Genomic DNA, 26,466 nt, shown 5'->3' with positions numbered 1-26,466 from the left:
TCTGGCAGCCCCTCAATAAGGAGTAACGACATGCTAGGTTGGGCAATTACATTTTTGGTTATCGCATTGGTTGCAGCGCTGCTTGGGTTTGGCGGCATCGCCGGCGCTTCCGCGGGCATTGCAAAGATCCTGTTCGTCATCTTCCTGATCCTGTTCGTTGCCGCAATGGTGGCACGCGCAGTGAAGGGAAAACCCCCGGTGTAACGCAGGATCGGACACTGCGTTCCGGGGAGCTGACACCCGGGGCATGCAGTACCGGATGGCGGTTTTCCGGGGGGAAGCCGCCATTCGGCTTGTTCGGTCAGAGGTCCCCGCCAAAGTATTTCCCGCTATTGCCGCCAATCCAGGCGCCAAGCCAGCGGCGGCCTCTCACGCACACCTCACGATCTGTGACCGGCCAAAAGCTTGCCAGTCGGCCCGCAGTCTTTAAGGTTGATTGTGCACGCACAGATCGGAGACAGCCCCATGCAAGATCTCGCCCCCGCCCCCGACCTCAATCCGGGCTCCGCGCAGCCAGACCTGCCCGACAACCCGCCGGGTCTGCACGAACGGGCGCTGCACCTTCTGGCCCGCTTGCTGCCGCTGTCCTTCTTCCGCCGCCCGCCCAAGATCATCATCATCGACGCCACCAACAGCTGCAACCTGCGCTGCCCGGTCTGCCCGGTGACGTTTGCGATGAAGCGCAAGCGCGGCATGATGAAGCCGCATGTGTTCCGCAAGATCATCGACGATTTCAAGGATCAGCGTGAGAAGCCGGCGATCTACTTCAGTTTCTCAGGCGAGCCGACCCTGCACAAGGACCTGCCGGACTTCATCGCCTATGCCCATGAAAACGGCCATGACACCTATCTGTCGACCAACGCCACCCGCCTGACGCCGGAGATGAGCGAGCGGCTGATCCGCTCCGGGCTGGCCCGGGTGAACCTGTGCATGGACGGGTTTTCCAAGGAGGCGCAGGAAGCCTACAGGGTCAATTCCGACTTCGATGACGTCAAGGCCAGCATTGAGGAGTTCCTGGCCATCAAGAAGCAGATCGGCTCCAAGTCGCCTGTCACCGTGCTGCAGACGCTGCTGACCAGTTATTCCGAACCGCAGATGGACGAAATGGAGGCCTGGGCCAAGGATGCCGGTTTTGACCGGGTCCGGTTCAAGACCTTTTCGATCGGCTCCTACACCTCTGCCGATCAGAAACGCGAATTCGCGCATTTCCTGCCGCGGCAGAAGGAACTGCGCCGCCACCCGCGCCACACCAGCCATGCCATGTGCACGGTGCCGCTGTTCCAGTCGGTGGTGTTCTGGAATGGTGATCTGGGCCTCTGCTGCATCGACTATGACCAGGTCATTCAGCTGCCGAACGTTGAACAGGACGGCTTCCTGGCCGCCTACCGCTCTGATGAGGCTGCCCGCGCCCGCAAGCGCGGCTTCCTCAAGCAGTTCGGCATCTGCAAGACCTGTTCGTTTTCAAACGCTGAGAACATGGGTATCCGCCGCGACCTGAAAAAGTAAACCCGGCGGGCTTTTCATCTTTCTTGAAATACTCTGGGGGTGAAGGCCGTCAGGCCTGAGGGGGCAAGGCCCCCTCCCCCTACCGCTGCAGCAGGATCGGGAACCAATCTTCACGCAGGCGCTGGCCTGGCTGCATCTCGTGGCCCGGGAACGGCGGCGAGGTGCGGCCGGGGCGTTCCACATAACGCGCATCATCCCCCACCAGACGCAGCGAGAAGGCGCGGCGGCGCGACGTGGAGGTATTGCCGCGGGCGCCGTGCAGGATCTTGTAGTTGAAGGCTACAGCATCGCCGGGCTGCATCGGGTATTCCAGCACGGTCATGCCTTCGGCGTCCGGATCCGGGACAGGCATGTACTGGCCCTCGTCCGGGAAGAAATCCTGCTCCGACACCCAGCGGGTCGGCAGCACTTCCCTCTCCCATTTGTGCGATCCGGCCACGCAGCGCAGGGTGGCCTCCTTCACCTCATCCAGCGGTGACCAGAAGCTGATGGTCTGCTGACCCTCGACGAAGTAATAGGGCCCGTCCTGATGCCAGGGTGTGGCCATCGAGGTGCCCGGCTCCTTGACCAGCACATGGTCGTGGAACATCTGCACCGAGGTGGATTTCATCAGGTCGGCGGCAACTTCTGCGACAGGGGACTCTTGAATGGCCTGCTGGAACTCAGGGATCCGGGTCCAGTTGCAGTAGTCGTCAAAGAAGCGTCCGGTCTGGCCTGCCTTTTCGTTGTTCGAGGCATAGGGGCCCGGGTTGTCCATGTTGGCGGCGACGCCCGCACGCAGCAGCTCGACCTGCTCCGCGAACAGCCCGCGGATCAGAACCACACCGTCACGCTGGTATTGCTCGACATGTTCCGGGGTGATGAGGGGGTGGACCATTGCTGCCTCCGCTGCTGAATGATGCATTTCTGATGCGCTCTTCCTGCCGCGGCACTGGCATAGTTTCAAATCATATCTTTCTAAGATACCCTTCAGCACATGTTATATCTCACCTTGCGCCACTACGAATACATCTGCGCCGTCTCCAGGCACGGCAGCCTGTCGGCCGCGGCCGAGGCCGTGCATGTGAGCCAACCTGCCCTGTCCGCAGCCCTCAGCCGGATCGAAGACCATTTGGGCCACCCGCTGTTCCTGCGCCGGCGCGGGGCCGCTTTGTCCCTTACACCGCAAGGGCGGCTGTTTGCAGAGAAGGCGCAAATGCTGCTGGATCAGGCCGCCCAGCTGGAAGACCCCAAGGGCGCTGGAGCCGGGCAACAGCGGCTGGTGTTGGCGTGTTTTTCGGACCTGGCGCCTTTCCTGCTGGCACCGGCGCTGAAAGCCCTGCGCGAGGCTATGCCCGAGATCGAAATCAGCCACCGCGCCTGCGGGTTCGAACCTTTGATCACGGCCCTCACCGAAGGTGAAGCAGATCTGGCAATCACTTATGATTTGGGACTGGACGCCGCGTTCAGCCGGGCTGAGCTGGACCGCTATGTGCCGCACGCGCTTGTGCCCCCGGGACATACGCTAGCCGGGCGCAGCGGCCTTACCCTTGAGGAACTCACAAAATTCCCGCTGGTGCTGTCGCAAGAGGGGATGTCACTGCAGCATATGTTGGGACTTTTCAAAACACATGGGCTGGTGCCGCGGATCGCGCACCGGGCGGATTCGCTGGAGCTGCTGCGCAGTCTGGCAGCCAATGGCGAAGGCGTTGGCATCAGCTACAGCCTGCCCCCCGGCGGGATGAGCTATGACGGCAAACCACTGTGCGCGGTGCGGGTCAGCGATCCGGCAGCGGAAGAGCCTGTGATTCTCGCCACCCATGCACAATTGCCCGGGACCTCCCTGGCCTTCCAGGCACACGAGATTCTGCGAAACGTTTTAAGCGCAGGAAGATCAGAGCTTGCGCAGGCGGATCACCACGTCGACTGAGGCGATCTCCATCCCTTCGGGCGCTTCCGGAAGCTTATGAATCACCAGCTCCTGCGCCGGCGCATCGCTCACACGGCCCTCGTCCTCCCAGAAGAAATGGGGATGGTCGTGGGTGTTGGTGTCGAAATAGCTCTTGGAGCCGTCCAGCGGGATTTCCTGCAGCACACCAGCGTCGCAAAAGGCGCGCAGCGTGTTGTAGACTGTGGCCAGCGACACCGCGGCGCCGTTTTTCTTGGCCGACTCGAACAGGCTTTCTGCGGTGATGTGACGGTGCTTGCCATCGCCCACCAGCAGTTCGGCAAGCGCAACCCGCTGCCGGGTGGGTCTCAGCCCGGCATCTGTCAGCCAGCGTGTGGCCACTTCTTCGCTGTTTGGCGTCATGAGCAGGTCCTGCGTCGCGTTGCTGACCGTATATATAGGAGCAACACCCGGGGTTTTTCAAATGAAATTCATTCGCAGCTGGCAGGCGCTTTCCATTGCGCTTGTGGCATAATCAGCGCAGGAAGTGACGCGGGGTCCCCTTGCAGGACCCTTTGGCCGGGTGCTACAGGGATCCAGATATATATCTACACGAACTTCACGCAGGAGATGCGCCCGGATGGCCGATTACCCCAGCAGCTTTGACAAGGACGATTTGCTGAAATGCGCGCGGGGCGAGCTGTTCGGTCCGGGCAACGCCCAGCTGCCGGCCCCGCCGATGCTGATGATGGACCGCATCACAGAGATTTCCGGCGACGGCGGCGAGCATGGCAAAGGTCATGTGATAGCCGAGTTCGATATCACCCCGGACCTGTGGTTCTTCGACTGCCATTTCCCCGGCAACCCGATCATGCCCGGTTGCCTAGGCCTCGACGGCCTGTGGCAGCTGACCGGCTTCAACCTGGGCTGGCGCGGCTGGCAGGGCCGAGGCTATGCGCTGGGTGTGGGTGAGGTGAAGCTCACCGGCATGGTGCGCCCGGACCGCAAGATGCTGACCTACCGCGTCAACTTCACCAAGGCCGTGCAGACACGCCGCCTGACCATGGGTGTCGCGGACGGCATTGTCGAGGCCGACGGTGAAGTGATCTATCAGGTCAAGGATATGAAAGTGGCCCTGTCCGAAAGCTGATACGCTTTCCGGCAGGACAAAAGTCACAGAAACAGGAGTACGCACATGCGCCGCGTCGTCGTCACCGGTTTGGGGATTGTCTCCTCCATCGGGAACAATGCCGAAGAGGTCACCGCCTCTTTGAAGGCCGGGAAGTCCGGCATCGTTGCCAGCCCGGAAATGGCTGAGCACGGCTTCCGCAGCCAAGTGGCCGGCACGCTGAAGATCGACGTGGCCGAGCATGTGGACAAGCGTACCCTGCGTTTCATGGGCCCCGGTGCGGCCTATGCCCATATCGCCATGAGCCAGGCGATTGCCGATGCGGGCCTCAGCGAGGATCAGGTGGTGAATGAACGCACCGGGCTGGTGGCCGGTTCCGGCGGCCCGTCGACCTCTGCCATGCTGACCGCGCATCAGACCGTGCTGAAGTCCGGCGCCACCAAGCGGATCGGCCCCTTTGCCGTGCCGAAGTGCATGTCCTCGACGATCTCGGCGAACCTGGCGACCGCCTTCAAGATCAAGGGCATCAACTACTCGATCACCTCGGCCTGCTCTACCTCCTTGCACTGCATCGGCAACGCGGCGGAGCAGATCATGATGGGCAAGCAGGACGTGATGTTCGCCGGCGGCGGCGAGGAGCTGGACTGGACCCTTTCCTGCCTGTTCGACGCCATGGGCGCAATGTCCTCCAAGAAGAACGACGAGCCGGAGAAAGCCTCGCGCGCCTTTGACCAGGACCGCGATGGTTTCGTGATCTCCGGCGGCGGCGGAATCGTTGTGCTGGAGGATCTGGAGCATGCGCTGGCCCGCGGCGCCAAGATCTATGCCGAGGTGACCGGCTTTGCCGCCACTTCCGACGGCCACGACATGGTGGCGCCCTCCGGAGAAGGCGGCGAGCGGGCGATGCGCCTGGCGCTGTCGACCCTGCCAGAAGGCCGCAAGGTGGACTACATCAACGCGCACGGCACCTCGACCCCGGTCGGCGATGTTGGCGAAGTTGAAGCCGCCCGCCGTGTGTTCGGCGAAGGCAATGTGCCGCCGATCTCCTCCACCAAATCGATGACCGGCCACGCCCAGGGCGCTGCCGGCGCGCTGGAGGCGATCTTCTGCCTGCTGATGCTGGATAACGACTTTATTACCCCGTCGATCAATGTCGACACCCTCGCCGAAGGCATCCTGCCGGGTGAGATTGCCACCAGCCTGGTGGAAAACGCCGGCCTCGACTCGGTGATGACCAACAGCTTCGGCTTTGGCGGCACCAACGGCTCGATGGTTCTGAGCAAGTACAAGGGATAAGCGACGATGGCGGGACTGCTGACAGGCAAACGCGGCCTGATTATGGGCGTTGCCAATGACCGCTCCATCGCCTGGGGCATTGCCAAGGCCATGGCGGATGCCGGGGCCGAGCTGGCCTTCACCTACCAGGGCGAAGCCTTTGGCAAGCGGCTGGAGCCGCTGGCGCAGAGCGTCGGTTCGGATTTCATGGTCGATGTGGATGTGACCGACGATGCCTCGCTGGATGCTGCGTTTGAGCAGCTGGCGGGACGCTGGCCCGCGATCGACTTCGTGGTCCATGCGATTGCCTACTCGGACAAGTCCGAGCTGACCGGCCGCTTCCTGGACACCAGCCGGGCGAATTTCAAAAACTCGCTGGATATCTCGGCCTATTCCTTCATCGAAGTGGCACGCCGCGCCTACCCCCTGATGAAAGACGGTGGCGGCACTCTGCTGACCCTGACCTACCAAGGTTCGAACCAGGTGGTCCCGAACTACAACGTGATGGGCGTTGCCAAGGCGGCGCTGGAATCCGCGACCCGCTACCTGGCCAACGATCTGGGCCCGGAAGGCATCCGCGTGAACGCGATCTCTCCCGGTCCGATGAAGACTTTGGCCGGAGCCGCCATCGGCGGTGCGCGCAAGACTTTCAAACACACCGCCCAGAACGCGCCGCTGCGTGACAACGCGACGCTGGAGGCGGTCGGCGGCACGGCTGTTTACCTGGCCTCGGATGCCGGCGCCTGCACCACCGGCGAGATCATCCGGGTCGATGGCGGCTTCCATGTCCTGGGGATGCCGCAGCCGGATCACCTGTGATCAACTGCCCGTAATTTCAAAAAGTTGAGGCGCCCTTGCGGCGCCTTTTCTTTTGCCTGCACTTTGCCGTTTGTATTTTTATACCGAATCGCACAATAATAATCAGCATTGCAGACGCAGGAGAATTCATGTGCCACTGACTGACCTTGTAACCCCGCCGGATACCGCGTTGTGTGCCGCCGCCGATGAGATGGCACGCATGGCCAGCGCGCCATTCCTCTACAACCATGTGAGCCGCTCCCATGCGTTCGGCGCGCTGATGGCCCGGAAGATGGGTATGACCTACGACCCGGAGCTGTTCTACATCGCCGCCATGCTGCATGATCTGGGCCTGACTGAAGCCTACAAGGGTGATGACCGGTTTGAAGTGGATGCCGCGGATGCCGCCGCGCGTTTTCTTGCGGCGCAGAATGTGGAGCAATCCCGCATCGACCGGGTCTGGGACGCCATTGCGTTGCACACCACATTCTCCATCCCGCAAAAGAAATCGCCGGAAGCAGCCCTGGTGCAAATCGGTGCGGGCATCGACGTCGGCGTGATCCCGCATGACAAGATCACCCCGGAACTGATGGAACAGGTGCTTGACGCCTACCCCCGCCTCGGCTTCAAACAGGCCATGGAACAGGCTTTGACCCGGATCTATGCGGAGAAACCGATGACGGCGATGCACAACTTCGGGGCAGATGTGGCCCGCCGGAACGTGCCGGGTTTCCACCAGCCGCATTTCTGCGACATGCTGCACGGCGCGGATTTCCCGGAATGAGCCGGGGCCGCGGGCGCCCGCGCAAGTTCGACGAGACCGAGGTGCGGCAGGCCATCATGCGCTGCTTCTGGGCCAAGGGCTATGCCGCAACCACGCTTGACGATCTGGCCAAGGCAACCGGGCTGGTACGGCCCAGTCTTTACGGCGCTTTCGGCGGCAAAGAGGATATGTTTCTGGCGGCGATGGACGATTTTGCGGCCAGAACAAGGGCATACCTGGTTGGAAAGGTGCCCGCAGATGCGCCGCTCGACGTGGTACTGCGGGCAGTCTTCTCGGCGATGCTGGACCTTTACCTGACAGAGGACGGCGGCCGGGGCTGCCTGGTCTTTTCCACCGCCGGGGCAGAGGCGCCTGCGCATCCGCAGATCCGCGAAAAGCTGCTGGAGAAGCTGAACCAAAGCGACGATCAGTTCCGCCGGTTGCTAGAGCGCCATGCCCCTTCGGCCGCTCCGCAGAATCTGGAAACGGCGGCGGGGTTAGCCGCCGCGGCTCTTCACTCTATGGGATTGCGCGCCCGCTCCGGTGTCGCCCGGTCCACGCTGGAAGAGTTCGCGGAAAGCGCGGCAAACAGCATTGCCGCTCTCGTTGACTGCGCCGGGGCAAGGCGAACCGCCGACTAAGGTCCCTATCGCGTTCCCGCCTGACGGACCTGCGCCGCCGGGCCCAACCGGTGACGATGCAATCTGCAGATCGCACCGCACCGCGGGCGGGAGCCCCCGCCTGCGATGCGAAAGATGTCAGTTTACCGAAACCAACTCGATATCAAACACCAGATCCTTGCCAGCCAGGAAATGGTTGGCATCCAGGGTCACGGTTTCCTCGCTGACTTCCACGACGGTCACCGGAAGCACCTGGCCATCTGGGCTTTGCATCTGCAGTTGAGTGCCAAGGTCCAGCGGGATGTCCGCCGGGATGCCCTCGCGCGGGATTTCCTGCCGTGCGGCGGGGTTGATCGGGCCATAGGCTTCTGCGCAGGGGATTTCGAGGGTTTTCTTTTCACCAACGCCCATCCCTTCAAGGCCGGCGTCCATACCCGCGATCACATGGCCCGCGCCTACGGTGAATTCCAGCGGATCCCGGCCCTCCGAGCTGTCAAAGACGGTGCCGTCTGTCAGCTTGCCTGTGTAGTGGATGCGCACGGTGTCGCCGTTCTTTACCCCGGTCATGAGACCTCCAATCGGTTGCGGGTTGATCAAGGGGGGCAGCCTAACGGCCGCAGACGCGATGTAAACCCGTATGGGTACAATTTCCTGCTTTGCCCGCTCTCTGCCTTCGTGCCAATCTCGCCGCAGGGGAGGACAGAATGCCGATCACCACCTGTATCTTCGACGCCTATGGAACGCTGTTCGATGTCGCCGCCGCCGCCCGGCAGGCCGCAAGTGAACCCGCCTTTCCGCACCTGCAGGACAATTGGGCAGAGCTTGCAAGCCACTGGCGGCTGAAACAGCTGCAATACACCTGGCTGCGCGCCATCACCAATGCTCACGCTGATTTCTGGGACGTGACCCAGGACGGGCTCGACTGGGCGATGGAGGCGGCCGGACTGTCCGGCGACGTGGCGCTGCGCCAGCGGCTGCTGGATCTCTACTGGGAGCTGCAGGCCTATCCGGAAGTGCCCGCGATGCTGCGGGAATTGAAAGACGCGGGCATGAATACCGCGATCCTGTCGAACGGTTCCCCTGCTATGCTGGATGGCGCCGTGCAGTCGGCCGGGCTGGGCGATGTGCTGGATGATGTTCTGTCGGTGGAAAGCGTCGGCATCTTCAAACCCGATGCCCGCGTCTATGATCTGGTTGGCAAACGGTTCAGCTGCGCCAAGGAAGACGTGCTGTTCGTCTCCTCCAACGGCTGGGATGCGGCTGGGGCCGCCGGCTATGGCTTTGTGACCGCCTGGGTGAACCGCGCGGGCGAGCCTGTGGACCGCCTGCCCTGGAAACCGGCGCACATCTTGCCGGATTTGACCACCATCCCGGACCTTGCCAAGGGCTGAACCGCAGATGCCTTTCTTTGACTCTTCGGACGGGCTGCGCCTGCATTACACAGACACCGGCGAAGGCCTGCCGCTTTTGTGCCTGGCGGGCCTGACACGGGACGGCCGGGACTTCCGCTATTTTGCACCGCATGCCACGCGGTACCGGATGATTACCCTGGATGCCCGTGGACGCGGGCAGTCGGAGCACGACCCGGACTTCATGAACTACAATGTCCTGCGTGAGGCGCAGGATGTGCTGGAGCTGCTGGATCACCTGGGTGTCAGTCGGGCCGCCATCCTCGGCACCTCGCGCGGCGGGCTGGTGGCGATGACACTGGCGGCGATGTCCAAGGACAGGCTGTCGGCGGTGGTCCTGAATGACGTCGGCCCGGAGATCCCGCCTGGCGGCATCGCCCGGATCATGGAATATGTGGGCCGCCGCCCGGCAGCCAAATCTCATGCGCAGGCCGCGGAAACGCTGGAGCATCTTATGGCTCCTGCCTTTCCGGACGTGCCGGCGGGCCGGTGGCGCGAGGAGGTTGAAACTTTCTACGATCAAACCCCGGACGGCCTTTCCCTGCGCTACGACACGCGCCTGCGCGACGCGCTGCTGGCGCAAGCTGATGCAGGCCCGCCGCCGGATCTGTGGCCGCTGTTCCTGGCGCTGGACGGCCTGCCCTGCGGCGTGATCCGCGGCGCGAATTCCGACATTTTGAGCGCAGAAACCTTTGAGGAGATGCAGAGCCGCCTACCCGCCTTGCAGGCAGCGGAAATTGCCAGCCGCGGCCATGTTCCCTTTTTGGACGAGCCGGAAGCGCTCGCCCTCATCCATTCAGTTCTGGATCAGATCAAATGACTTCAATTGCCATGATCGAGGCCGCGGCGGAGCGGCTGAAGGGCCATGCCCGCGTAACCCCGCTGCTGTCCTCGCCGTTTCTCGACGAGATTGCCGGGCGGCGCCTGCTGGTGAAGGCGGAATGCCTGCAGCACACCGGGTCGTTCAAGTTCCGCGGCGGCTGGTCGGCGGTCTCAGCACTGCCGGAACAGGACCGCAAGCGCGGGGTGATCGCCTATTCCAGCGGCAACCATGCGCAGGGGGTTGCGGCCGCAGCCAAGGCGCACGGCGCGCCTGCGGTGATCGTGATGCCGGCGGATGCCCCGCAGTTGAAGATCCAGAACACCCGTGATCTGGGTGCCGAGGTGGTGCTGTATGACCGTGCCGGCGGTGAAAGCCGCGAGGCAGTGGGCGCGCAATACGCGGAAGACCGCGGGCTGACGCTGATCAAGCCCTATGACGAGCCGCTGGTGATTGCCGGCCAGGGCACCTGCGGGCTGGAGATTGCGAAGCAGGCCGCAGCGGAAGGTGTCAGCACAGCAGAGGTGCTGGTCAACTGCGGCGGCGGCGGGCTGTCTTCTGGCATTGCGCTGGCGCTGGAAGCCCGCGCGCCAGGACTGCGGGTGCGGCCGGTGGAGCCGGAAGGTTTCGACGACGTGACCCGGTCGCTGGCGGCAGGCGAAATCCGGCAGAATCCCAGCCAGTCGGGCTGCATCTGCGATGCCATCCTGACACCGCAGCCGGGGGATATCACATTTCCGATCCTCAGCCGCCTGTGCGGTCCGGGACTGATCATCACCGAGGAAGAGGCGCTGCGGGCAATGGCGCTGGCGTTCTTGCGGCTGAAGATCGTGCTGGAGCCCGGAGGCGCGGCCTCTCTGGCGGCGGCCCTATTCCACCCGGATCAGATCGAAGGCGAGGCTGTGATCGCAGTGGCAACCGGCGGCAATGTGGATGCAGAGCTGTTCCGGGAGGCGCTCTCGCGTTATGCTTGAGACCTGGCCGCGCGATGGTCCGCGCGGCAGCCAGGGGGACACGTCATGACACGTTTCACCATCGCCTCGTTCAACGTCAAAAACCTGATCGGCCCGGAGCGGGAATTCTACCGCTTTCAAAGCTACACGCCGGAGGAGTACGCGTGGAAGGCCGACTGGATGGCCGACCAGCTGCTGACGCTGAATGCGGATATCGTCGGCTTCCAGGAAGTCTTTGAGGAAGCACCGCTGCGGCAGGTGATCGCCGAAGCCGACCGGCGCGGCGCGCTGGCCAATGCTGCCAGCATCCCCGATCCTGCCAAACGCTATCACCGCAAGGCAATTTTCCAGAAACTGGCCTACGGCTCCTATGCCGAGGCAGAGCTGGCGTTTGCCCCTAACCTCAATGACACCAGCGAGCCGGGCAAGCGGCGGCCAGGGCTGGCGGTGCTGTCGCGTTTCGGCTTTGAGGGAGACCCGGAAGTGATCCAGGACCTTGCCCAACCGCTGGATATTCCGATGGCTTGCTTGGGTGAGGAGGAAGACGCGGGATTTTACACGCTCCGCCGTCTGTCGCGCCCGATCCTCAAGGTGCGGGTCCCGGTCGGGGATCAGGTGATCAGCGTGTTCAACTGCCACCTGAAATCAAAACTTGGCGAATACATCAAGCCGCAGGGCGCCCCCTACCCGCCCGAGACTGTGCTGACGGCCTATGATGCTGCAGGCAGGGCGATGGGGTCGCTGCGCGCGGCGCTCAGGCGGATGGGCGAGGCCTGGGTGCTGCGCCGCGCGGTGCTGGACGAGCTGGAACAGGGCCGGCCGGTGATGGTGCTGGGAGACTTCAACGACGGTGAACACGCGGTCAGCAGCGAGATCATCTCCGGCGAGGTGCCGTTCAAGAACTATACCTGGATGCTGCGCCACGATGCACAGCACCCGGGCGACCGCTACAGCGAGGCCGAGGACGCGCAGATCCGCGAGGCTGTAGACCGGGTGCGGCTGCGCTCGGCGGAAAAAATGTTCCTGCGGAAATCCCTGCGCGACGTGGTCTACACCACGGCCTTTGGCGGAGTTCACGAGAGCATCGACCAGATCTACATGTCGCGCCACTTCGACCCGGACTGGCACGGAGCGGTCGGCAAGATGCACTATTACAGCGTCTTCAACGACCATCTGACCGATGGCAGCCACCCGGAGGCGCCGTTCAACAAGCTTGCCTCGGACCATGGCCAGATCATGGCCCATATGGAGCTGCACGGCTGAGCCCTGCCGATTGCTTTACCTCCCTGCCCCGGCACAGGTAGACTGCGGCGGAGCAGAAACGAGGTACCCCATGCAAATTGCAGATCTGGGCGATGTCCAGCTTCACTACCGCGTTGACGGTGACGCAGGCGGCGCCCCCATCGTGTTTGCCAATTCACTCGGCACGGATCTGAGAGTCTGGGATGCTGTGGTGGAAAGGCTGCCCGCAGGATTGCGCATCATCCGCTACGACAAGCGCGGGCATGGGCTGTCCTCCTGCCCGCCTGCCCCCTATTCGATGGGTGCGCTGGTGCGGGATGCGGAACGGCTGCTGGACCATCTGGACGTGCGCGATTGCATGTTCGTGGGCCTGTCAATCGGCGGCATGATCGCGCAGGGGCTGGCGGTGAAGCGGTTGGACCAGATCCGCGCGCTGGTGCTGTCAAACACCGCTGCCAAGATCGGCACCGCAGAGATGTGGAAAGAACGGGTCCAAACGGTTCAGACAGATGGCATCGAGGCGCTGGCCGACGCGGTGATGGAACGCTGGTTTGCCCGCGGCTTCCGCGCCACGCCGGAGCTGCAGTTGTGGCGAAACATGCTCTTGCAGCAATCGCGCGACGGCTATGCCGGCTGTTGCGCGGCGATTGCGGGCACTGATTTCTACACGCCGACCAGCGGGCTGAGGCTGCCATGCCTGGGCATTGCGGGGTCCGAGGACGGCTCCACCCCGCCCGACCTGGTGCGCGAGACGGTGGACCTGATCCCAGGCAGCCAATTCCATCTGATCCGGCGCGCAGGCCACATTCCCTGTGTCGAGCAGCCGGATGAATACGCTGAACGCCTGACAGCCTTCCTGAGGGAGACCGGGCACATTGGCTGAGTTTCTTCTGGTTCACGGCTCCTGCCACGGCCCATGGTGCTGGCGCGATGCGGTCCCGGCGCTGGAGGCCCGCGGCCACATCGCTCGCGCCATCACCCTGCCCGGTCACGCGGACGGGCGCGATCCCGCGGGCGTGACACTGGCCGAAACAGCCGAGGCGGTTGCGACAGCCTCCTCCCCTGACACTGTGATCGTCGGGCATTCCTGGGGCGGCTTTCCCATTTCCGCTGCGGCAGAGGCGCATCCGGCGCGCGTGCGCGGGCTGATTTACCTTTGCGCCTATCTGCCGGTCAGCGGCATGTCCCTGATCGACATGCGCAAGGCAGGGCCGCGGCAAACGCTTGAAGGCGCCACTCAGAAGAACACGGCAGGCACCGCTTACAGCCTGGTGCCGGAAACAACACCTGACTTGTTTTACCACGACTGCCCGGCGGAAGCCGTGCGCTTCGCCATGGAAAACCTCTGTGTACAGCCGATCCTGCCGCAGGACACGCCGATTCGCCTGAGCGAACGGTTCGAGGCTGTGCCCAAAGCCTACATCCGCTGCACTGGAGACCGGATCATTCCGCCGGAATACCAGGCGCAGATGGCGGCCCGCCTGCCGACAGGGCGGACCCATATTATGAATACCTCCCACTCGCCCTTCTTCGCCGATCCTGAAGGCCTGGCAGAGCTATTGGGAATGATCGTAAAGGACTTCTGATGGCAGGCTCTGTCTTTGACAGCCGGGTTTATGGCGACTTATTCAGCAGCGGCGAAGTCAGCCGCCTGTTCTCGGACAGCGCCGAAGTGCGCGCGATGCTGCTGGTGGAGGGCGCCCTGGCCAAGGCGCAAGGCGAGGCAGGCGTGATCCCGCAGGAAAGCGCTGCTGCGATCGGGCGGGCCGTGGTGGAAATCGCCGTCGACCCGGGTGTGCTAAAACGGCCCACGGGGCAGAACGGTGTGCCGGTGCCGGGTCTGGTGGCCGCATTCCGCGAAGAAATGAAGGCGCCCGAACATGCTCAGTATGTGCATTGGGGCGCGACTTCGCAGGACATCATGGACAGCGCGCTGATGCTTCGTCTGCGCCAGGCGCTGGCGCTGGTTGAGGCGGACGTGAAGGCCGCTGTCCTATCGCTCGGCAAACTCGCCAGGGCGCATGCGGAGCTGCCGATGGCCGCCCGCACTTACGGGCAGCACGCAACCCCCACCAGTTTTGGCGCGGTGGCGGCGGCTTGGGGCACCCCGCTGCTGAACCTGCTGGAAGAGCTGCCCGGCTTGCGGCAATCCTGCCTGATGGTGTCCCTGTCCGGCGCGGCGGGCACGTCCAGCGCGCTGGGTCCTAAGGCAGCGGAAGTGCGGGCAACCATGGCAAAAGGACTGGCGCTGCAGGATCCTGGGCACAGCTGGCACACCGACCGCACGCCGGTGCTGCGGATCGCGGACTGGCTGCTTCGCGTGACCCTGGCCTTCGGCAAAATCGGCGAAGACTGCACCGCGCTTGTGCAAAGCGGCATTCAGGAGGTTTCGCTTGGCGGAGCCGGCGCCTCTTCCACCATGCCGCAGAAGCAGAACCCGGTGGCGCCCTCAGCGCTGGCAGCGCTGGCCCGGCAAGGCAGCGGATTGCTCTCCGTTTTGCAAGGTGCCGCAATGCAACAGCACCAACGCGACGGGGCGGCCTGGTTCACCGAATGGATGTGCCTGCCGCAGATCGTTCTGGGCGCGGCAACTTCCGCAAGAACCAGCAAGGAACTGTGCGCAGATATTTCGCCGCGCGCTGAGGCCATGGCGACGGCGCTTTCGGCCGGGCGGGGCCTGATCCACGCCGAAGCGCTGAGCTTCACCCTGGCGGCACAAATGCCGCGGCCCGATGCCCAGGCGGCGGTAAAGACCTTATGCCAGGAGGCTCAGGCCGCGCGCACTCCACTGCGGGATCTTGTTGTGCGGGACTATCCGGACTTGGATGCGGATGCGTTGTTTGACCCGGCCAGACAGATGGGCCATGCGCCATGGGAAGCCCTGCAGTTCAGCAAGCGTGCGGACGGCCTGCGCGGTTCCTGACCGGATTGCACCAGGCTTTGCAAAGCGCGTTTTCCGTGACGTTACAACGCGCTCTGTCCGGCACATTGCTGCTTGATGCAGCTGCCTTGGCGCGTCACCCTGACTGTAAACGGGGAGGACGATCATGCAAACCATCAAAGCCGCTGTCTGCCACGAATTCGGCGCCCCGCTGGTCATTGAAGATGTGCAGCTGGCACCGCCCGGAATGGGGGAAGTCGAGGTCACGCTGGACGCGGTTGCAATCTGCTACAGCGACATCTCCTATGCCGATGGTGCCTGGGGCGGGCATCTGCCTGCGGTTTACGGTCACGAAGCCGCCGGGGTGATCACCGGGGTTGGCTCAGGCGTGCAGGGGTTTGCGACAGGCGACTCGGTCGTGGTCACACTGATCCGCAGTTGCGGCACCTGCGCTTCCTGTGCGGGTGGCAGGCCAGTGATCTGCGAAACGCCCTATGACACGGTGAATGGGCCGTTGAAAACGGTCAGCGGCGCCCCGCTGGACCAAGCGATGGCGTGCGGCGCCTTTGCCGAGAAAGTGGTGGTGGATCAGCGCCAGATCGTAAGGATTCCCGCAGAAATGAAAAAGGACGCGGCAGCGCTGATTTCCTGCGGAGTGATCACCGGTGTGGGTGCGGTGGTCAACGCTGCCCGGCTCCGCGCGGGCCAAGACGTGGTGGTCATCGGCGCGGGCGGCGTCGGCCTCAATGCCATTCAGGGCGCCCGTATTGCAGGCGCCCGCCGCATTGTTGCGGTCGACATGAACCCGGAGAAACTGGAGACCGCCAAGGAGTTCGGCGCCACCCACGGGGTGCTTGCAACCGAAGACAAACCTTGGAAGGCCGCCCACAAAGCGCTTGGCGGGCGCGGTGCCGATGCGGTGCTGGTCACTGTCGGCGCCATTCCCGCCTACGATCAGGCGCTGCGCTACTTGGCCCGCGGCGGCAAGGCGGTGCTGATCGGCATGCCGCATTCGGGCGCCAATGCAGCATACGAGCCTGTTGTGCTGGCTGCCTTGGGACAGGGGCTGATCGGCTCCAAGATGGGTGACACAGTAATCCAGCGGGACATTCCCTGGATCGTGGATCTGTACCAGCAGGGGCGGTTGAAGCTGGATGAGCTCATTTCCGGCCGCTGGTCCCTGGACCAGATCAACGAGGCAATTGCCGATACCAAGACCGGCAGCGCCAAGCGGAATGTCATCGTGTTCAATCATGGGCGCACAGCAGGCTGACCTGTCCCCAAGAACGCCAGCAATTTTCGACAGTTTTGCGCATTCCTGGTCCCGCCGTTTGCCGCTGACCGCCTTGCCGGTCTTAACGGATCCGGTTCAGGCAGGCGCCGCTATGCCTTTGGCAGAGCTCTCACCGGTGACTCTCCGCCGATCCTGGTGTTAAACGCAACTGCTGGATGACTTGGGCACTTGAAGCGGGCAAGCTGCGGAAAAACGACAGCAGGAAAAGAAGCAGTGCCTCCGTCAAAAAGTGGCGGCAACCCGCCGGAAGCCGACATGCAGGAAAGTGCTGCAGCTGCAGCAGCATTCCTGAAGACCCTTGCACATGAAGGCCGTCTGATGATCCTTTGCCACCTTATCGCAGGGGAGAAATCGGTCAGTGAACTGGAAAACTTAATGAACCTGCGCCAGGCGGCGGTGAGCCAGATGCTGGCGCGGCTGCGGGAAGAAGGGCTGGTCACGCCCCGTCGAGAGGGCAAAGCGGTGTACTATTCCCTGAACAACGGCAGCACGGAAGAAATGATTGCGTTGCTCCACAAGCAGTTCTGCGGCTGAGATTGAGCGCGGTTCCGTGATCCGCTGCCGGCCTGGCGGTGCCTTTGCAAAAGATCTTCTTGTGTTTGTGGCAAGAGCCACGCCTTGGGCTGCAACACGCCCAAGAGGCGCGAGGCGCCTGAGGCCTGAACCCCAGGCAAAGATGTCGGGCCGGGCGGCTACTCCCCGTCAGCCCTGACCTTTTGGGTTTGCACACCCAGTCCTTCGATTTCCAACCGCATCACATCGCCGGGTTTTAAATAGACCGGCTCGGGCTTTGCTCCCATGCCGACCCCCGGTGGCGTACCTGTTGCAATCACATCACCGGGATGAAGCGTCATCAGCTGGCTCAGATGCGAAATGATCTGCGCCACCGAGAACACCATTGTGCTGGTGTTGCCAGTCTGCCGCCGATCACCGTTCACATCGCACGTCAGCCACAGGTTCTGCGGATCCGGCACCTCGTCCCGCGTCACCAGCCACGGACCGATAGGCCCGAAGGTGTCGCAGCTTTTGCCCTTGGTCCATTGCCCTGTCAGCTTGGTCTGGAAATCCCGTTCCGACACATCGTTAATCACGCAATAGCCCGCAACATGCTTCAGCGCGTCTTCTTCGGTAACGTACTTGGCCGCAGAGCCTATCACTGCGCCCAGTTCTACTTCCCAATCCGCGGCCACGGAACCGCGCGGCAGGATCACATCGTCATTCGCTCCAACTATCGAAGAGGTGGCCTTGAGGAACAGGATAGGATGTTCCGGCAGTGCCATGCCCATTTCCTCAGCATGGTCAGTGTAATTCAGGCCGATGCCAAGGAACTTTCCCGTCTGGCCGACGCAAGGAGCCAGTGCCGGAGCGCCTTCCACCGGCGGCAGCATCTGCGGATCCAACCCAGCCAGCCGGTTCAGCGTCGCATCATCCAGCACTTCGCCGGTGATGTCCGGCACGTGGGCAGAAAGATCCCGGACTGCACCCTCACTGTCCAGCAGTCCCGGCCGTATTTCTTCGCCCGCGCGGTATCGCAGCAGTTTCATTCCTGTTTTCCCCGTTTGTTTCCCGATCAGTTGGAGACGTAGCCCGCAACCACCTGTAGCAGTTTGAAGGCCGTGGAGGCGTCGTTTTCCACCACCGCAAGGAATTCCTCCTCACCGATCCGCAGGCAGCGCAGGTCGGTTTCTGCGATCATGCTCAGAGCGCGCGGTTCATGGCGGATCAATCCAAGTTCTCCAACCAGCCTTCCCGGGCCAACAGTGGCGATCAGGCGGTCTTCCTCACCTTCTTGCGGCAAGTACAAACCTGCCTCGCCATCAAGGATCATGTAAGCCCCGTCTGTGGCCTCATCATCCTTGAGAAAGACAACTTCGCCAGCCTTCGCATCATACCAGCGCGCACCAAAAGCAAGCAGGCGCATCTGGCGGCGGTTCAGGCCGGAGAACAGCTCTGTCTGCTCCAGCGCCCGCAGCTTGCGCGCCAGATCCTGGCTCGCCGCCCCATCGCCCGCCGCAGTCGCCTCGGCCTCATCGCTGACAAGCCTGCCTTGGCGCAACTCGAAGAACGCGTCGAAGACATCCGGACTTTGGAAACTGGGGGCCAAATAGATCAGTGTTGTGTCCGGCAGAAGCTTGCGCAGGTTCTTGTGCACGGCCACGCGGGTGTCCAGATCATAGCTTGCCATTGAGGAGTCAAGGATCAGGATGTCCGGCCGCTTGATGGTGGCCCGGCAGAAGGCCAGGGGCTCCGCAAAACTTGCCGCCAGCCCCTGCCCGCCCACGGCGATCGGCATGTCAAAAATCAGCTCCACCACCTGATCACGCAATCCTTCACGGACCATGAGCTCCGAAACCAGCTTGCGCACTTCATCCGCCTTGGCCCCGGCGGCATCGGAAATTTTGCCGAACAGTGCATTCTCAAGGACAGTCAAACTGGGTGCAAATGCATTTTCGCTAAAGGGCAAAAACCCGGCACCCAGCGCCTGCAGCAGACTGTCGCCATGACTGCGGCGGAAGCCAAGGATGCGCTCCTTCATCCCATCCTCGAAAGCCGGGCCGATCTGTTCCGCCGAGATTGTGAAAGGCACGATCAGCAGTTGCGCCAATTCCTCCCGGCTAAGCTTGGCAGCGTCCGTTCCGCCAGGTTTATCCGCCAGCGCCAGCGCGGCCTCATAGGCCTCCACATCCAGCCCCAGCTTGCGGAACAACGGGTGACCGGTACCGTCCATGCCAAAAATCTGCCGCAGCATCTCAACCACATCGCGGGTCAGCGCGACCAGCCCCTCGTCCAGACCCAGCTGCTTCAGCTGGTCGAGGAACTCTCCCTGGTGGTGCAGCATCTCGCCGGTCATGGCTTCCTGAGACGCGGCGAACAGCAGGTTTTCCGCAACCGGCAAAGCCGGGTTGTAGCTTTCCTCGTCCAGGAAATGCACATGCACATCCAGCCCAGCGTCCTCGATCGCCTTGCGTACCGCGGGGCGCAGCTCGACCAGCTGATCCGCAAGGTCTTGATGCGCCGGGGCTTCGAAATACTGATCAATACCGCGGCGGAACAGCGCAGTGTCCGACCCGATGCCTTCCACCAGCTTCAGCCACCACCCGCGCAGTTCATCCTCGCTGGAAAAACCCGCCAGTTCAGGATCCAGCCATGGCGCATCAAAGGGATCCGGGCTGTTGCCGGCAAGCTTTGCGATTTCCAGCTCCCGCTGATTGCGTGCCTCGCCGCGGGGGCGCATCCGCATCGGCATCATTACGTTGTCGCCGAAGGACCCCTGGAACAGGACCGGGCGCGAGGTGGCGTAGCCGATCCGTGCAGCGATGGTTGCCTGGTGCAGGCCGGCAAGACTCTCCCCCGCCACCGTCACGGTTCCAGAGGAAGGCAGGATTTCCCGGGTCAGCAGTTCCGCCAGGGCACGCCGGTCTTCCTCGGACGGCGCCGCGATACCAATCACGTTCCCCGCAGGAAACGTCGCGCTCAACTCTTCCAGCACCAGATTGCCGTCAGTATCCCGCACACTTACCGTATCAAGCTTCACATCGCCCTTCAGACGGCCCAATTTCTCGGGTTCGCCGCTGAGCAGATTTTCCTCGACCATGCCCTGCGGTGCGAAACGTTCCAGAATCACGTCCCAGCGCAAGCTCATGTCCTGGGTCTGGTTGTAATAGGCCAGCAGTTCCTTCCAGGGCGACGCCAGGTCCTTGTAGGCCGCCAGCGCCGCCACCAGCGCGCCCAGCGAAACCTTGCCCTGCAGCACCAGATAACCGCCGACCGCATAGAAGAAGAAAGGCGTCAGTTGGGTAATGAAGTTGTTGAGAAACTTCATGAAGAATTTTTTCTGGTAGATCAGGAAGCGGATGTCATAGAGGCGCCCCAGCCTGGCGGTAATAATCGCCATGCGATAGCGCCAGCCGCCGTTGATCCTGAGCGTCGACGCGCCTGCGGCACTTTCCCCGATTTCCGTGGCCAGCGCGCGCACCTGCTTGATGCGTTTCTTGTTCAGCAGGTTGATCTGCCGCTGCAGCATCGGGATCAGCCAGCCCTGCAGCGGAATCAAGGCTATCGCTGCCATCCCGAACCAGAAGTTCTGCAAAAACAGAAAGAACAGGATGGTCAGCATCTGGCCCGCCTGCAGCACCGGCTGGCTGACCGCATCCCCCATCAGCCCGCCCATCGGCTCCGATTCTGAGGTGACCATCGACACCAGCTCACCCTGGCTGACCCGCTCGAAATAGGGTTGCGGAAAGCGCAGGACCCGGGCGATCAGCTGATAGCGGAAGCGGCGCAGCATCCGCTCCGCCAGCACCCCCTTCATCGTGTTGATCCGCATTTTCAGCAGACCGTGGCAGAGCACCGACAGCAGGAAGGCTCCGCAAAGGATCCAAAGGAACGTCAGCTGATCGAAACTCTGCCCCAGCACCGTAATCGTAGAGCTCTCGGCACCGATCGCGTCATTGATGATCCGTTTGGGCAGCTCGAGCGTCAGATAGAGCAGCGGAAACAGGCAGGCGGTCACGACCAGTAGCACCAGCTGGTCGCGTTTCGAGTATTTCCAGATGAAGCGGAACAAAGAGCGCTCGATGGGAAAGCTCCGTAATTGGCGGCATCAGGCTAGGCTTTTCTATGGGTAGCGCGGTTTGACAGGCACAGGCAATGGGCAGAAACCCGCCTTGTCCCGTTGCGGCACCTTGCCGTCGCAACATTTGCCAGACGCCAAAAAATCCGTAAGGTTCCAGCCAAGTACACTTTCAGGAGACTAATTGGTTTGCCGGAATACGTCGGATCCGTTCTGCTGCTGCTCTGCGCCCTGCAGGTCAAGCACTTGTTTGCCGACTTCTTCCTGCAGACGCCCAAGATGCTGTCAGGCCGCTGCGCTTATGCCCACATGGGGCGCGCTCAGCATGCCGGTGTCCATATTGTCGGTTCGGCCTTGATCTTCCTGCTGTTCGGCGCGCCGATGATGTTCATCCTGGTGCTGGCCGTGCTGGAATGGGTGGTGCATTTCCACATCGATTTCGGCAAGGCCCGGTTTTCCGAGCGCAAGAAACTGAATCCGCAGCAAGCAATGTTCTGGCAGGCGATGGGCTCGGACCAGGCGCTGCACCAGCTGACTTATATCGCCATGGCCTGGGCCTGGATAAAGTACGCGGCGACATAAGCCACCTCTGCTTGCGCATTGTCAGGGCACCACTGGCTTGTCCCGTTTGATCGTGCGCAGGACAACATTGGTCTGGGCGCTGGCCACCGCAGGGAGGCGGAACAGGAAGCTTTCCAGAAACCTGTTGTAGGCCTCAAGATCCGGCGCCAGAATCCGAAGATGGTAGTCAGCCTGCCCGGTTGTGGCATAGCACTCCTGCACCAGCGGGCTGGTTTCCACCGCGCGGATGAACTCCACCAGCTTGTCCGGATCGTGCCGCGTCAGGTGCACATGCACTATGGCCTGGAACCCCAGCCCCATAGCGGGCGCATTCACCACGGCCCCATAGCGTTCAATGATCCCTGCCTCCTCGAGCCCCCGCACCCGGCGCCAAAGGGCTGACGGTGACATGCCCACAGCCTCTGCCAGATCGGCATTGGAGATGCGGGAATCTTCCTGAATCAACGTCAGGATCCGGCGGTCGCGGTCGTCGATCTTCATTTTTCGGTCAATTCCTCCGAAAATGTTGTAAATTTTGGATAACACATCCACATCTAGCCGCAAAACCAGAAATTCAGGCAAATCTTTTCAGCCTTCGTGGCTTATTTTTCCGGCAAACACTTTTTCCGCGCAAGGATACCGCCGCGATGACCGAGCTGAGCCACGATTTCCGCAGCTACAAGCTGGACGACCGTTATGACATGACCGAAGGCCGGGTGTTCCTGACCGGCACCCAGGCGCTGGCCCGGGTGATGCTGGACCAGGCCCGCCGAGACCACGCCGCGGGGCTGAATACCGCGGGCTTTGTGTCGGGCTACCGCGGCTCGCCGCTGGGCGGGGTCGACCTGGAATTCTGGCGCGCGGAGAAGCGGATGCAGGAGAACCGCATCAAGTTCATGCCCGCCGTGAACGAAGACCTGGGCGCCACCGCCGTTCTGGGAGCCCAGCAGGCCATTCTGGACCCGCACTGCGAGGTCGAGGGTGTGTTTTCCATGTGGTACGGCAAGGGCCCGGGCGTGGACCGCTCCGGCGATGCGCTGAAACATGGCAACGCCTACGGTTCTTCGGCAAAAGGGGGCGTGCTGGTCGTTGCTGGCGATGATCATGGCTGCGTCAGCTCTTCGATGCCGCATCAGTCGGATGTGGCCTTCATGTCCTGGTTCATGCCGGTCCTGAACCCGGCAGATGTTTCTGAATACCTGACCTTCGGCGAATACGGCTTTGCCCTGTCGCGCTACTCAGGCACCTGGGTCGGCTTCAAGGCAGTGTCGGAAACCGTGGAGAGCGCGCGCTCGGTGGAGCTGCAGCCGGACCGAGAGTTCATTTACCCGGAGCTGCCGGACTATCCCGGCGGGCTGCATATTCGCCGCGCAGACCTGCCCTCGCCCGAGATCGAAACCCGCATCCATGCCAAGCTGGGCGCCGTGCGCGCCTTTGCCGAGGCAAACCCGATCGACAAGCGGATCTATGACATCAAAGAGGCGCGGTTCGGCTTCGTTTCCACCGGCAAAGGGCACCTGGACCTGATGGAGGCGCTGCGTCTTCTGGGACTGGATGAGGCCGCCTGCCGCCGGTTGGGCATCGACATCTACAAGGTTGGCATGGTCTGGCCACTGGACCGCACCGATGCGCTGAAGTTCGTGAAGGGGAAGCAGGAAGTCCTGGTTGTCGAAGAGAAGCGCGGTATCATCGAAAGCCAGTTCAAGGAAAACTTCTATGACTGGCCCGGCAACAAGCCGGAAAAGATGGTCGGCAAATACGACAGCGAGGGCAACCCGCTGATCCCCTGGACCGGGGAACTGAGCCCGCTGCTGCTGGCGCCCATCGTGGCGGCGCGGCTGGACAAGTTTTTCCCGGAAGAAAACCTGCCGGCCAAAGCCGCTGCACTGACTGCAGAACCGCCGAAAGTGCTGAACGTGCCCGGCGCCACCCGCACACCCTATTTCTGCTCCGGCTGCCCGCACAACACCTCGACCAAGCTGCCCGAGGGCTCCAAGGCGTTCTCTGGCATCGGTTGCCACGTGATGGCGAGCTGGATGGACCGCGAAACCGCGGGATATGCCCAGATGGGCGGCGAAGGCGTGCCCTGGACCGTGGCCTCGCAGTTCAACGGCAGCAAGCATGTGTTCCAGAACCTGGGCGAAGGCACCTGGTATCACTCGGGCTCGCTGGCGATCCGCCAGGCGGTCGCGGCCGGCACCAATATCACCTATAAGATCCTCTATAACGACGCGGTGGCAATGACCGGCGGGCAGCCGGTGGACGGGCCGGTCTCGGTGCATGGCATCGCCCAGACCTGCCGCGCCGAAGGCGTGCAGCGGATCGCCCTGGTTTCTGACGATATCGGCAAGTTCAGCCACGGCGACTTCCCGGCAGGAACCACTTTCCATGACCGCAGCGCGCTGGACACGGTGCAGCGGGAACTGCGCGAGGTCACCGGCGTTACCGTTCTCATCTACGAGCAGACCTGCGCCACAGAGAAGCGCCGCCGCCGCAAGCGCGGCAAGATGGAAGACCCGAAACGCTTTGCCTTCATCAACGATCTGGTTTGCGAGGGCTGCGGCGATTGCTCGGTGGAATCCAACTGCCTGAGCGTGGAGCCGAAGGAGACGCTCTTTGGCCGAAAGCGCAAGATCAACTTATCCACCTGCAACAAGGACTTTTCCTGTCTGAACGGCTTCTGCCCCAGCTTCGTCACCGTCGAAGGTGCCACCCGGCGCAAGAAGAAAACCGCCGGGCTGGACGCCGCCGCGCTGACTGCCAAGCTTCCCGCGCCCGAACTGCCATCACTCAAGCAGCCCTTTGACCTGCTGGTCACCGGGGTGGGCGGCACCGGCGTTGTCACCGTTGGCGCGCTGATCACCATGGCAGCGCATCTGGAGAGCAAGGGCGCCAGCGTGCTGGACTTCACCGGCTTTGCTCAAAAATTCGGCACAGTGCTGAGCTACATCCGGCTGTCCAACTCCCCGGAGACACTGAACCAGGTGCGCATTGACCAAGGCGGTGCGGATGCCGTGATAGGCTGCGATGTTGTCGTAAGCTCGGCGCCGAAGGCATCGGTTCATTACCGCGCCGGTACCAAAGTGGTGCTGAACCGGGCGGAAATGCCTACTGGTGATCTGGTTCTGCGCCGCGATGCCGACCTGATGGCGGGAGTGCGCGAGAATACCATTGCAGAAGCAGTGGGGCCGCAGAACCTGTCTGGTTTCAATGCCAACGAAGCCGCTGAGGCCATGCTGGGAGATGCAGTTTTGGCCAATGTCATGATGCTGGGCTTCGCCTGGCAAAAGGGGCTGGTGCCGGTGAGTGCGGGCGCGCTGGATCAGGCAATAGAGCTGAATGGCGTGGCCATCGAAAAGAACCGTCTCGCCTTTGCCATCGGACGCGCCATGGCTGCGGACCCGGCGCTGGTAGAGGACATCTACACAGAAGCTCCGGAACAGGACGAAACGCTGAAAGAGCTGATTGATCGGCGCGCCACCTTCCTGACCGGGTACCAAAACACGGCCTATGCATCACGGTACCAGGATACGCTCGAACGGTTCCGCGATGCGCTGCCCGAGAAGGCGCAGGATGAACTGACCGCGGCAGCCGCCCGGTCGCTGTTCAAGCTGATGGCCTACAAGGACGAGTTCGAGGTAGCGCGTCTGCTGACCAGCGAGAAATTCCGCCACCAGATCGAGGACGAATTCGAGGGTGATTTTAAGGTCAACTACCACCTCGCTCCGCCGCTTCTGAGCCGCAAGAAAGATAGCCGCGGCCGGCCCCTGAAGCGCTCATTTGGCCCCTGGCTGCGCCCGGCGCTGAACCTGCTGGTCAAGGCGCGCAGCCTGCGCGGCACCGCCTTCAACGTCTTCGGTTACCACGAGGAAGCCCGCCTGCACCGCGAACTGCTGACCTGGTACGAGGATGCTCTCCGTACCGTGGTCCAGCGCTACACACCGGATACGCATGGCGCCTGTCTCGAAATCCTGCGAGCGCCGATGGAAATCCGCGGTTACGGACCGGTGCGCCTGGAGGCCGCCAGAAAGACCCGCTCGGCAGCGGATGAGACGCTGCGCAGCCTGTAAGGCAAGCACTCATAAACCGGCACTGGGATATCAGATGTCCCAGTGCTGGCGCGTAAACTCGGTGAAGGTCTCGATCTCCTCAGCCAGCGGCTCCCGCCCGGTGAACACCTTGAGATATTCAGGCGTCACTTCCAGCCGGTGGGCGTGGCTTTCGTTCGGATCCGCCATGTCATAGCCCAGCTGCATATAATACAGGACTTTGGCGCGGGTCATGGCCTCGCGCTCCGGGTATCCATAGCGGGCAAACATCGCTGTCAGCGCCTCAACCCGTCGCCGGTCGGACCGGTCCAGCAGGCTGCGCACCTTGCCTGAGCGGCGGGACCAGTCCCGCACTGCAAAGTCAAGCGCGGTGTTGAACAGATTGGGGTTGGTGATGCAGTGAAAGACATTCAGCACTGCGCCAGTGATTGTTTTGGCCGGCGCCTCCGCCTGCCGCACCATGCCTGCGGTATTGGTCTGCTCCCAGGTTTTCAGAAGCGCGTCCAGCAGATCCTGGCGGGATTTGAAATACCAGTAGAAAGACGACCGCGAGACCTGCATCCGCTCGGCCAGTGCCAGCACCTTGACCTGTTCCACGCCATCCGAGATCAGCACGTCCATTGCGACGTTCAGCCAGTCGTTGCGGGTGACCTTGATATTGCCAACCAGCGGCTCGGCCTCTGGATCATCCCGGTGCAGAACAGGTTTTTGCGCCATGAGCGGCCT

Annotated in this window: 26 protein-coding genes; 19 read left to right on the top strand and 7 right to left on the bottom strand. The window is 62.5% G+C overall.

Annotation, left to right across the window (positions count from 1 at the left end; genetic code table 11):
• Nucleotides 1–30 precede the first annotated feature (30 nt).
• Both AB1A62_RS09585 and AB1A62_RS09580 read left to right on the top strand, forming a co-directional pair.
• Entirely contained in the window at nucleotides 31–204 is a 174-nt protein-coding gene (locus AB1A62_RS09585) for a DUF1328 domain-containing protein (RefSeq protein WP_260017514.1), read from the top strand.
• 261 nt (nucleotides 205–465) lie between these two features.
• Nucleotides 466–1,506 (top strand): radical SAM protein, encoded by a 1,041-nt coding sequence (locus AB1A62_RS09580; RefSeq protein ID WP_366661277.1) that lies wholly within the window; start codon nucleotides 466–468, stop codon nucleotides 1,504–1,506.
• Between the two features lie 79 nt (nucleotides 1,507–1,585).
• On the opposite strand, the gene AB1A62_RS09575 is transcribed toward AB1A62_RS09580, so the two are convergent.
• A complete protein-coding gene (locus tag AB1A62_RS09575) occupies nucleotides 1,586–2,383 on the bottom strand; it encodes a phytanoyl-CoA dioxygenase family protein (RefSeq protein WP_366661276.1) in 798 nt (265 codons plus the stop codon).
• Between the two features lie 99 nt (nucleotides 2,384–2,482).
• On the opposite strand from AB1A62_RS09575, the gene AB1A62_RS09570 reads away from it, so the two are divergent.
• Nucleotides 2,483–3,415, top strand: a complete 933-nt coding sequence (locus AB1A62_RS09570) for a LysR family transcriptional regulator (protein WP_366661275.1) — start codon at nucleotides 2,483–2,485, stop codon at nucleotides 3,413–3,415.
• On the opposite strand, the gene irrA is transcribed toward AB1A62_RS09570, so the two are convergent.
• Nucleotides 3,380–3,796, bottom strand: a complete 417-nt coding sequence (irrA, locus tag AB1A62_RS09565; protein WP_366661274.1) for an iron response transcriptional regulator IrrA — start codon at nucleotides 3,794–3,796, stop codon at nucleotides 3,380–3,382. The genes AB1A62_RS09570 and irrA overlap by 36 nt on opposite strands.
• Before the next feature lie 217 nt (nucleotides 3,797–4,013).
• Here irrA and fabA point away from each other — a divergent pair, with 217 nt between their 5' ends.
• From fabA to AB1A62_RS09540, 5 genes are all read left to right on the top strand, one after another.
• Nucleotides 4,014–4,523 (top strand): bifunctional 3-hydroxydecanoyl-ACP dehydratase/trans-2-decenoyl-ACP isomerase, encoded by a 510-nt coding sequence (fabA, locus tag AB1A62_RS09560; protein ID WP_039158860.1) that lies wholly within the window; start codon nucleotides 4,014–4,016, stop codon nucleotides 4,521–4,523.
• A gap of 45 nt (nucleotides 4,524–4,568) precedes the next feature.
• Nucleotides 4,569–5,798 (top strand): beta-ketoacyl-ACP synthase I, encoded by a 1,230-nt coding sequence (gene fabB / locus AB1A62_RS09555; RefSeq protein ID WP_039181510.1) that lies wholly within the window; start codon nucleotides 4,569–4,571, stop codon nucleotides 5,796–5,798.
• Between the two features lie 6 nt (nucleotides 5,799–5,804).
• Complete coding sequence (locus AB1A62_RS09550; RefSeq protein WP_366661273.1) at nucleotides 5,805–6,596, top strand: enoyl-ACP reductase; 792 nt, start codon at nucleotides 5,805–5,807, stop codon at nucleotides 6,594–6,596.
• Between the two features lie 130 nt (nucleotides 6,597–6,726).
• A complete protein-coding gene (locus AB1A62_RS09545) occupies nucleotides 6,727–7,359 on the top strand; it encodes an HD domain-containing protein (protein WP_366661272.1) in 633 nt (210 codons plus the stop codon).
• Nucleotides 7,356–7,979 carry a TetR/AcrR family transcriptional regulator gene (locus AB1A62_RS09540; protein ID WP_366661271.1) on the top strand — a complete coding sequence of 208 codons (624 nt, stop codon included), beginning with the start codon at nucleotides 7,356–7,358 and terminating at the stop codon, nucleotides 7,977–7,979. Before AB1A62_RS09545 ends, AB1A62_RS09540 begins: the two co-directional genes overlap by 4 nt.
• 117 nt (nucleotides 7,980–8,096) lie before the next feature.
• Here the strand turns inward: AB1A62_RS09540 and AB1A62_RS09535 are convergent, their stop codons facing one another.
• Entirely contained in the window at nucleotides 8,097–8,525 is a 429-nt protein-coding gene (locus tag AB1A62_RS09535) for a peptidylprolyl isomerase (RefSeq protein ID WP_366661270.1), read from the bottom strand.
• 137 nt (nucleotides 8,526–8,662) lie between these two features.
• Here AB1A62_RS09535 and AB1A62_RS09530 point away from each other — a divergent pair, with 137 nt between their 5' ends.
• The 9 genes from AB1A62_RS09530 to AB1A62_RS09490 all read left to right on the top strand — a co-directional run bounded on the left by AB1A62_RS09530 (nucleotide 8,663) and on the right by AB1A62_RS09490 (nucleotide 17,091).
• Nucleotides 8,663–9,349 (top strand): haloacid dehalogenase type II, encoded by a 687-nt coding sequence (locus AB1A62_RS09530; protein WP_366661269.1) that lies wholly within the window; start codon nucleotides 8,663–8,665, stop codon nucleotides 9,347–9,349.
• A gap of 7 nt (nucleotides 9,350–9,356) precedes the next feature.
• Nucleotides 9,357–10,187: an alpha/beta hydrolase gene (locus AB1A62_RS09525; RefSeq protein WP_366661268.1), complete on the top strand. Its 831-nt coding sequence runs from the start codon at nucleotides 9,357–9,359 to the stop codon at nucleotides 10,185–10,187.
• Nucleotides 10,184–11,161 (top strand): threonine/serine dehydratase, encoded by a 978-nt coding sequence (locus AB1A62_RS09520; protein WP_366661267.1) that lies wholly within the window; start codon nucleotides 10,184–10,186, stop codon nucleotides 11,159–11,161. Before AB1A62_RS09525 ends, AB1A62_RS09520 begins: the two co-directional genes overlap by 4 nt.
• A gap of 45 nt (nucleotides 11,162–11,206) precedes the next feature.
• Complete coding sequence (locus tag AB1A62_RS09515; protein WP_366661266.1) at nucleotides 11,207–12,403, top strand: endonuclease/exonuclease/phosphatase family protein; 1,197 nt, start codon at nucleotides 11,207–11,209, stop codon at nucleotides 12,401–12,403.
• A gap of 70 nt (nucleotides 12,404–12,473) precedes the next feature.
• Nucleotides 12,474–13,265 (top strand): 3-oxoadipate enol-lactonase, encoded by a 792-nt coding sequence (gene pcaD / locus AB1A62_RS09510; protein ID WP_366661265.1) that lies wholly within the window; start codon nucleotides 12,474–12,476, stop codon nucleotides 13,263–13,265.
• On the top strand, nucleotides 13,258–13,968 hold the full coding sequence (locus tag AB1A62_RS09505; RefSeq protein WP_366661264.1) for an alpha/beta fold hydrolase: 711 nt from the start codon (nucleotides 13,258–13,260) through the stop codon (nucleotides 13,966–13,968). Before pcaD ends, AB1A62_RS09505 begins: the two co-directional genes overlap by 8 nt.
• Nucleotides 13,968–15,305, top strand: a complete 1,338-nt coding sequence (locus tag AB1A62_RS09500; RefSeq protein ID WP_366661263.1) for an adenylosuccinate lyase family protein — start codon at nucleotides 13,968–13,970, stop codon at nucleotides 15,303–15,305. Before AB1A62_RS09505 ends, AB1A62_RS09500 begins: the two co-directional genes overlap by 1 nt.
• A gap of 124 nt (nucleotides 15,306–15,429) precedes the next feature.
• Entirely contained in the window at nucleotides 15,430–16,536 is a 1,107-nt protein-coding gene (locus AB1A62_RS09495) for a Zn-dependent alcohol dehydrogenase (RefSeq protein ID WP_366661262.1), read from the top strand.
• 189 nt (nucleotides 16,537–16,725) lie between these two features.
• On the top strand, nucleotides 16,726–17,091 hold the full coding sequence (locus AB1A62_RS09490; RefSeq protein ID WP_366661261.1) for a metalloregulator ArsR/SmtB family transcription factor: 366 nt from the start codon (nucleotides 16,726–16,728) through the stop codon (nucleotides 17,089–17,091).
• 158 nt (nucleotides 17,092–17,249) lie between these two features.
• Here AB1A62_RS09490 and AB1A62_RS09485 read toward each other — a convergent pair whose 3' ends face one another.
• Both AB1A62_RS09485 and AB1A62_RS09480 read right to left on the bottom strand, forming a co-directional pair.
• The gene (locus tag AB1A62_RS09485; protein WP_366661260.1) at nucleotides 17,250–18,101 is read right to left on the bottom strand and encodes a fumarylacetoacetate hydrolase family protein; all 852 of its coding nucleotides are present in this window, start codon (nucleotides 18,099–18,101) and stop codon (nucleotides 17,250–17,252) included.
• Nucleotides 18,102–18,127: 26 nt separating this feature from the next.
• The gene (locus AB1A62_RS09480) at nucleotides 18,128–21,124 is read right to left on the bottom strand and encodes a cyclic nucleotide-binding domain-containing protein (protein ID WP_366661259.1); all 2,997 of its coding nucleotides are present in this window, start codon (nucleotides 21,122–21,124) and stop codon (nucleotides 18,128–18,130) included.
• Nucleotides 21,125–21,319: 195 nt separating this feature from the next.
• Between AB1A62_RS09480 and AB1A62_RS09475 the strand changes: the two genes are divergently transcribed.
• Entirely contained in the window at nucleotides 21,320–21,712 is a 393-nt protein-coding gene (locus AB1A62_RS09475) for a DUF3307 domain-containing protein (protein ID WP_366661258.1), read from the top strand.
• A gap of 21 nt (nucleotides 21,713–21,733) precedes the next feature.
• Here AB1A62_RS09475 and AB1A62_RS09470 read toward each other — a convergent pair whose 3' ends face one another.
• A complete protein-coding gene (locus tag AB1A62_RS09470; protein WP_366661257.1) occupies nucleotides 21,734–22,192 on the bottom strand; it encodes an Lrp/AsnC family transcriptional regulator in 459 nt (152 codons plus the stop codon).
• 146 nt (nucleotides 22,193–22,338) lie between these two features.
• Between AB1A62_RS09470 and AB1A62_RS09465 the strand changes: the two genes are divergently transcribed.
• Nucleotides 22,339–25,761, top strand: coding sequence for an indolepyruvate ferredoxin oxidoreductase family protein (locus AB1A62_RS09465; RefSeq protein ID WP_366661256.1), 3,423 nt, complete (start codon nucleotides 22,339–22,341; stop codon nucleotides 25,759–25,761).
• Nucleotides 25,762–25,791: 30 nt separating this feature from the next.
• Here AB1A62_RS09465 and AB1A62_RS09460 read toward each other — a convergent pair whose 3' ends face one another.
• Nucleotides 25,792–26,457 carry a TetR/AcrR family transcriptional regulator gene (locus AB1A62_RS09460; protein ID WP_366661255.1) on the bottom strand — a complete coding sequence of 222 codons (666 nt, stop codon included), beginning with the start codon at nucleotides 26,455–26,457 and terminating at the stop codon, nucleotides 25,792–25,794.
• Nucleotides 26,458–26,466: the final 9 nt, after the last annotated feature.

It is taken from the genome of Leisingera sp. JC11 (assembly GCF_040704725.1).
In the GTDB taxonomy this organism is placed as follows: domain Bacteria; phylum Pseudomonadota; class Alphaproteobacteria; order Rhodobacterales; family Rhodobacteraceae; genus Leisingera.
The sequence above is the reverse complement of the archived record's forward strand: the minus strand, read 5'-3'. Positions and strand labels throughout refer to the sequence as shown.

What these genes read in the sequence shown, in the direction of transcription:
- AB1A62_RS09550 (WP_366661273.1), top strand. Translation starts at nt 5,805, where the DNA reads ATGGCGGGACTGCTGACAGGCAAACGCGGCCTGATTATGGGCGTTGCC.
- AB1A62_RS09470 (WP_366661257.1), bottom strand. Translation starts at nt 22,192, where the DNA reads ATGAAGATCGACGACCGCGACCGCCGGATCCTGACGTTGATTCAGGAA.
- AB1A62_RS09535 (WP_366661270.1), bottom strand. Translation starts at nt 8,525, where the DNA reads ATGACCGGGGTAAAGAACGGCGACACCGTGCGCATCCACTACACAGGC.
- AB1A62_RS09485 (WP_366661260.1), bottom strand. Translation starts at nt 18,101, where the DNA reads ATGAAACTGCTGCGATACCGCGCGGGCGAAGAAATACGGCCGGGACTG.
- AB1A62_RS09500 (WP_366661263.1), top strand. Translation starts at nt 13,968, where the DNA reads ATGGCAGGCTCTGTCTTTGACAGCCGGGTTTATGGCGACTTATTCAGC.
- AB1A62_RS09460 (WP_366661255.1), bottom strand. Translation starts at nt 26,457, where the DNA reads ATGGCGCAAAAACCTGTTCTGCACCGGGATGATCCAGAGGCCGAGCCG.
- fabA (WP_039158860.1), top strand. Translation starts at nt 4,014, where the DNA reads ATGGCCGATTACCCCAGCAGCTTTGACAAGGACGATTTGCTGAAATGC.
- fabB (WP_039181510.1), top strand. Translation starts at nt 4,569, where the DNA reads ATGCGCCGCGTCGTCGTCACCGGTTTGGGGATTGTCTCCTCCATCGGG.
- AB1A62_RS09495 (WP_366661262.1), top strand. Translation starts at nt 15,430, where the DNA reads ATGCAAACCATCAAAGCCGCTGTCTGCCACGAATTCGGCGCCCCGCTG.
- AB1A62_RS09580 (WP_366661277.1), top strand. Translation starts at nt 466, where the DNA reads ATGCAAGATCTCGCCCCCGCCCCCGACCTCAATCCGGGCTCCGCGCAG.
- AB1A62_RS09520 (WP_366661267.1), top strand. Translation starts at nt 10,184, where the DNA reads ATGACTTCAATTGCCATGATCGAGGCCGCGGCGGAGCGGCTGAAGGGC.
- AB1A62_RS09585 (WP_260017514.1), top strand. Translation starts at nt 31, where the DNA reads ATGCTAGGTTGGGCAATTACATTTTTGGTTATCGCATTGGTTGCAGCG.
- AB1A62_RS09530 (WP_366661269.1), top strand. Translation starts at nt 8,663, where the DNA reads ATGCCGATCACCACCTGTATCTTCGACGCCTATGGAACGCTGTTCGAT.
- irrA (WP_366661274.1), bottom strand. Translation starts at nt 3,796, where the DNA reads ATGACGCCAAACAGCGAAGAAGTGGCCACACGCTGGCTGACAGATGCC.
- AB1A62_RS09515 (WP_366661266.1), top strand. Translation starts at nt 11,207, where the DNA reads ATGACACGTTTCACCATCGCCTCGTTCAACGTCAAAAACCTGATCGGC.
- AB1A62_RS09575 (WP_366661276.1), bottom strand. Translation starts at nt 2,383, where the DNA reads ATGGTCCACCCCCTCATCACCCCGGAACATGTCGAGCAATACCAGCGT.
- AB1A62_RS09540 (WP_366661271.1), top strand. Translation starts at nt 7,356, where the DNA reads ATGAGCCGGGGCCGCGGGCGCCCGCGCAAGTTCGACGAGACCGAGGTG.
- AB1A62_RS09465 (WP_366661256.1), top strand. Translation starts at nt 22,339, where the DNA reads ATGACCGAGCTGAGCCACGATTTCCGCAGCTACAAGCTGGACGACCGT.
- pcaD (WP_366661265.1), top strand. Translation starts at nt 12,474, where the DNA reads ATGCAAATTGCAGATCTGGGCGATGTCCAGCTTCACTACCGCGTTGAC.
- AB1A62_RS09570 (WP_366661275.1), top strand. Translation starts at nt 2,483, where the DNA reads ATGTTATATCTCACCTTGCGCCACTACGAATACATCTGCGCCGTCTCC.
- AB1A62_RS09525 (WP_366661268.1), top strand. Translation starts at nt 9,357, where the DNA reads ATGCCTTTCTTTGACTCTTCGGACGGGCTGCGCCTGCATTACACAGAC.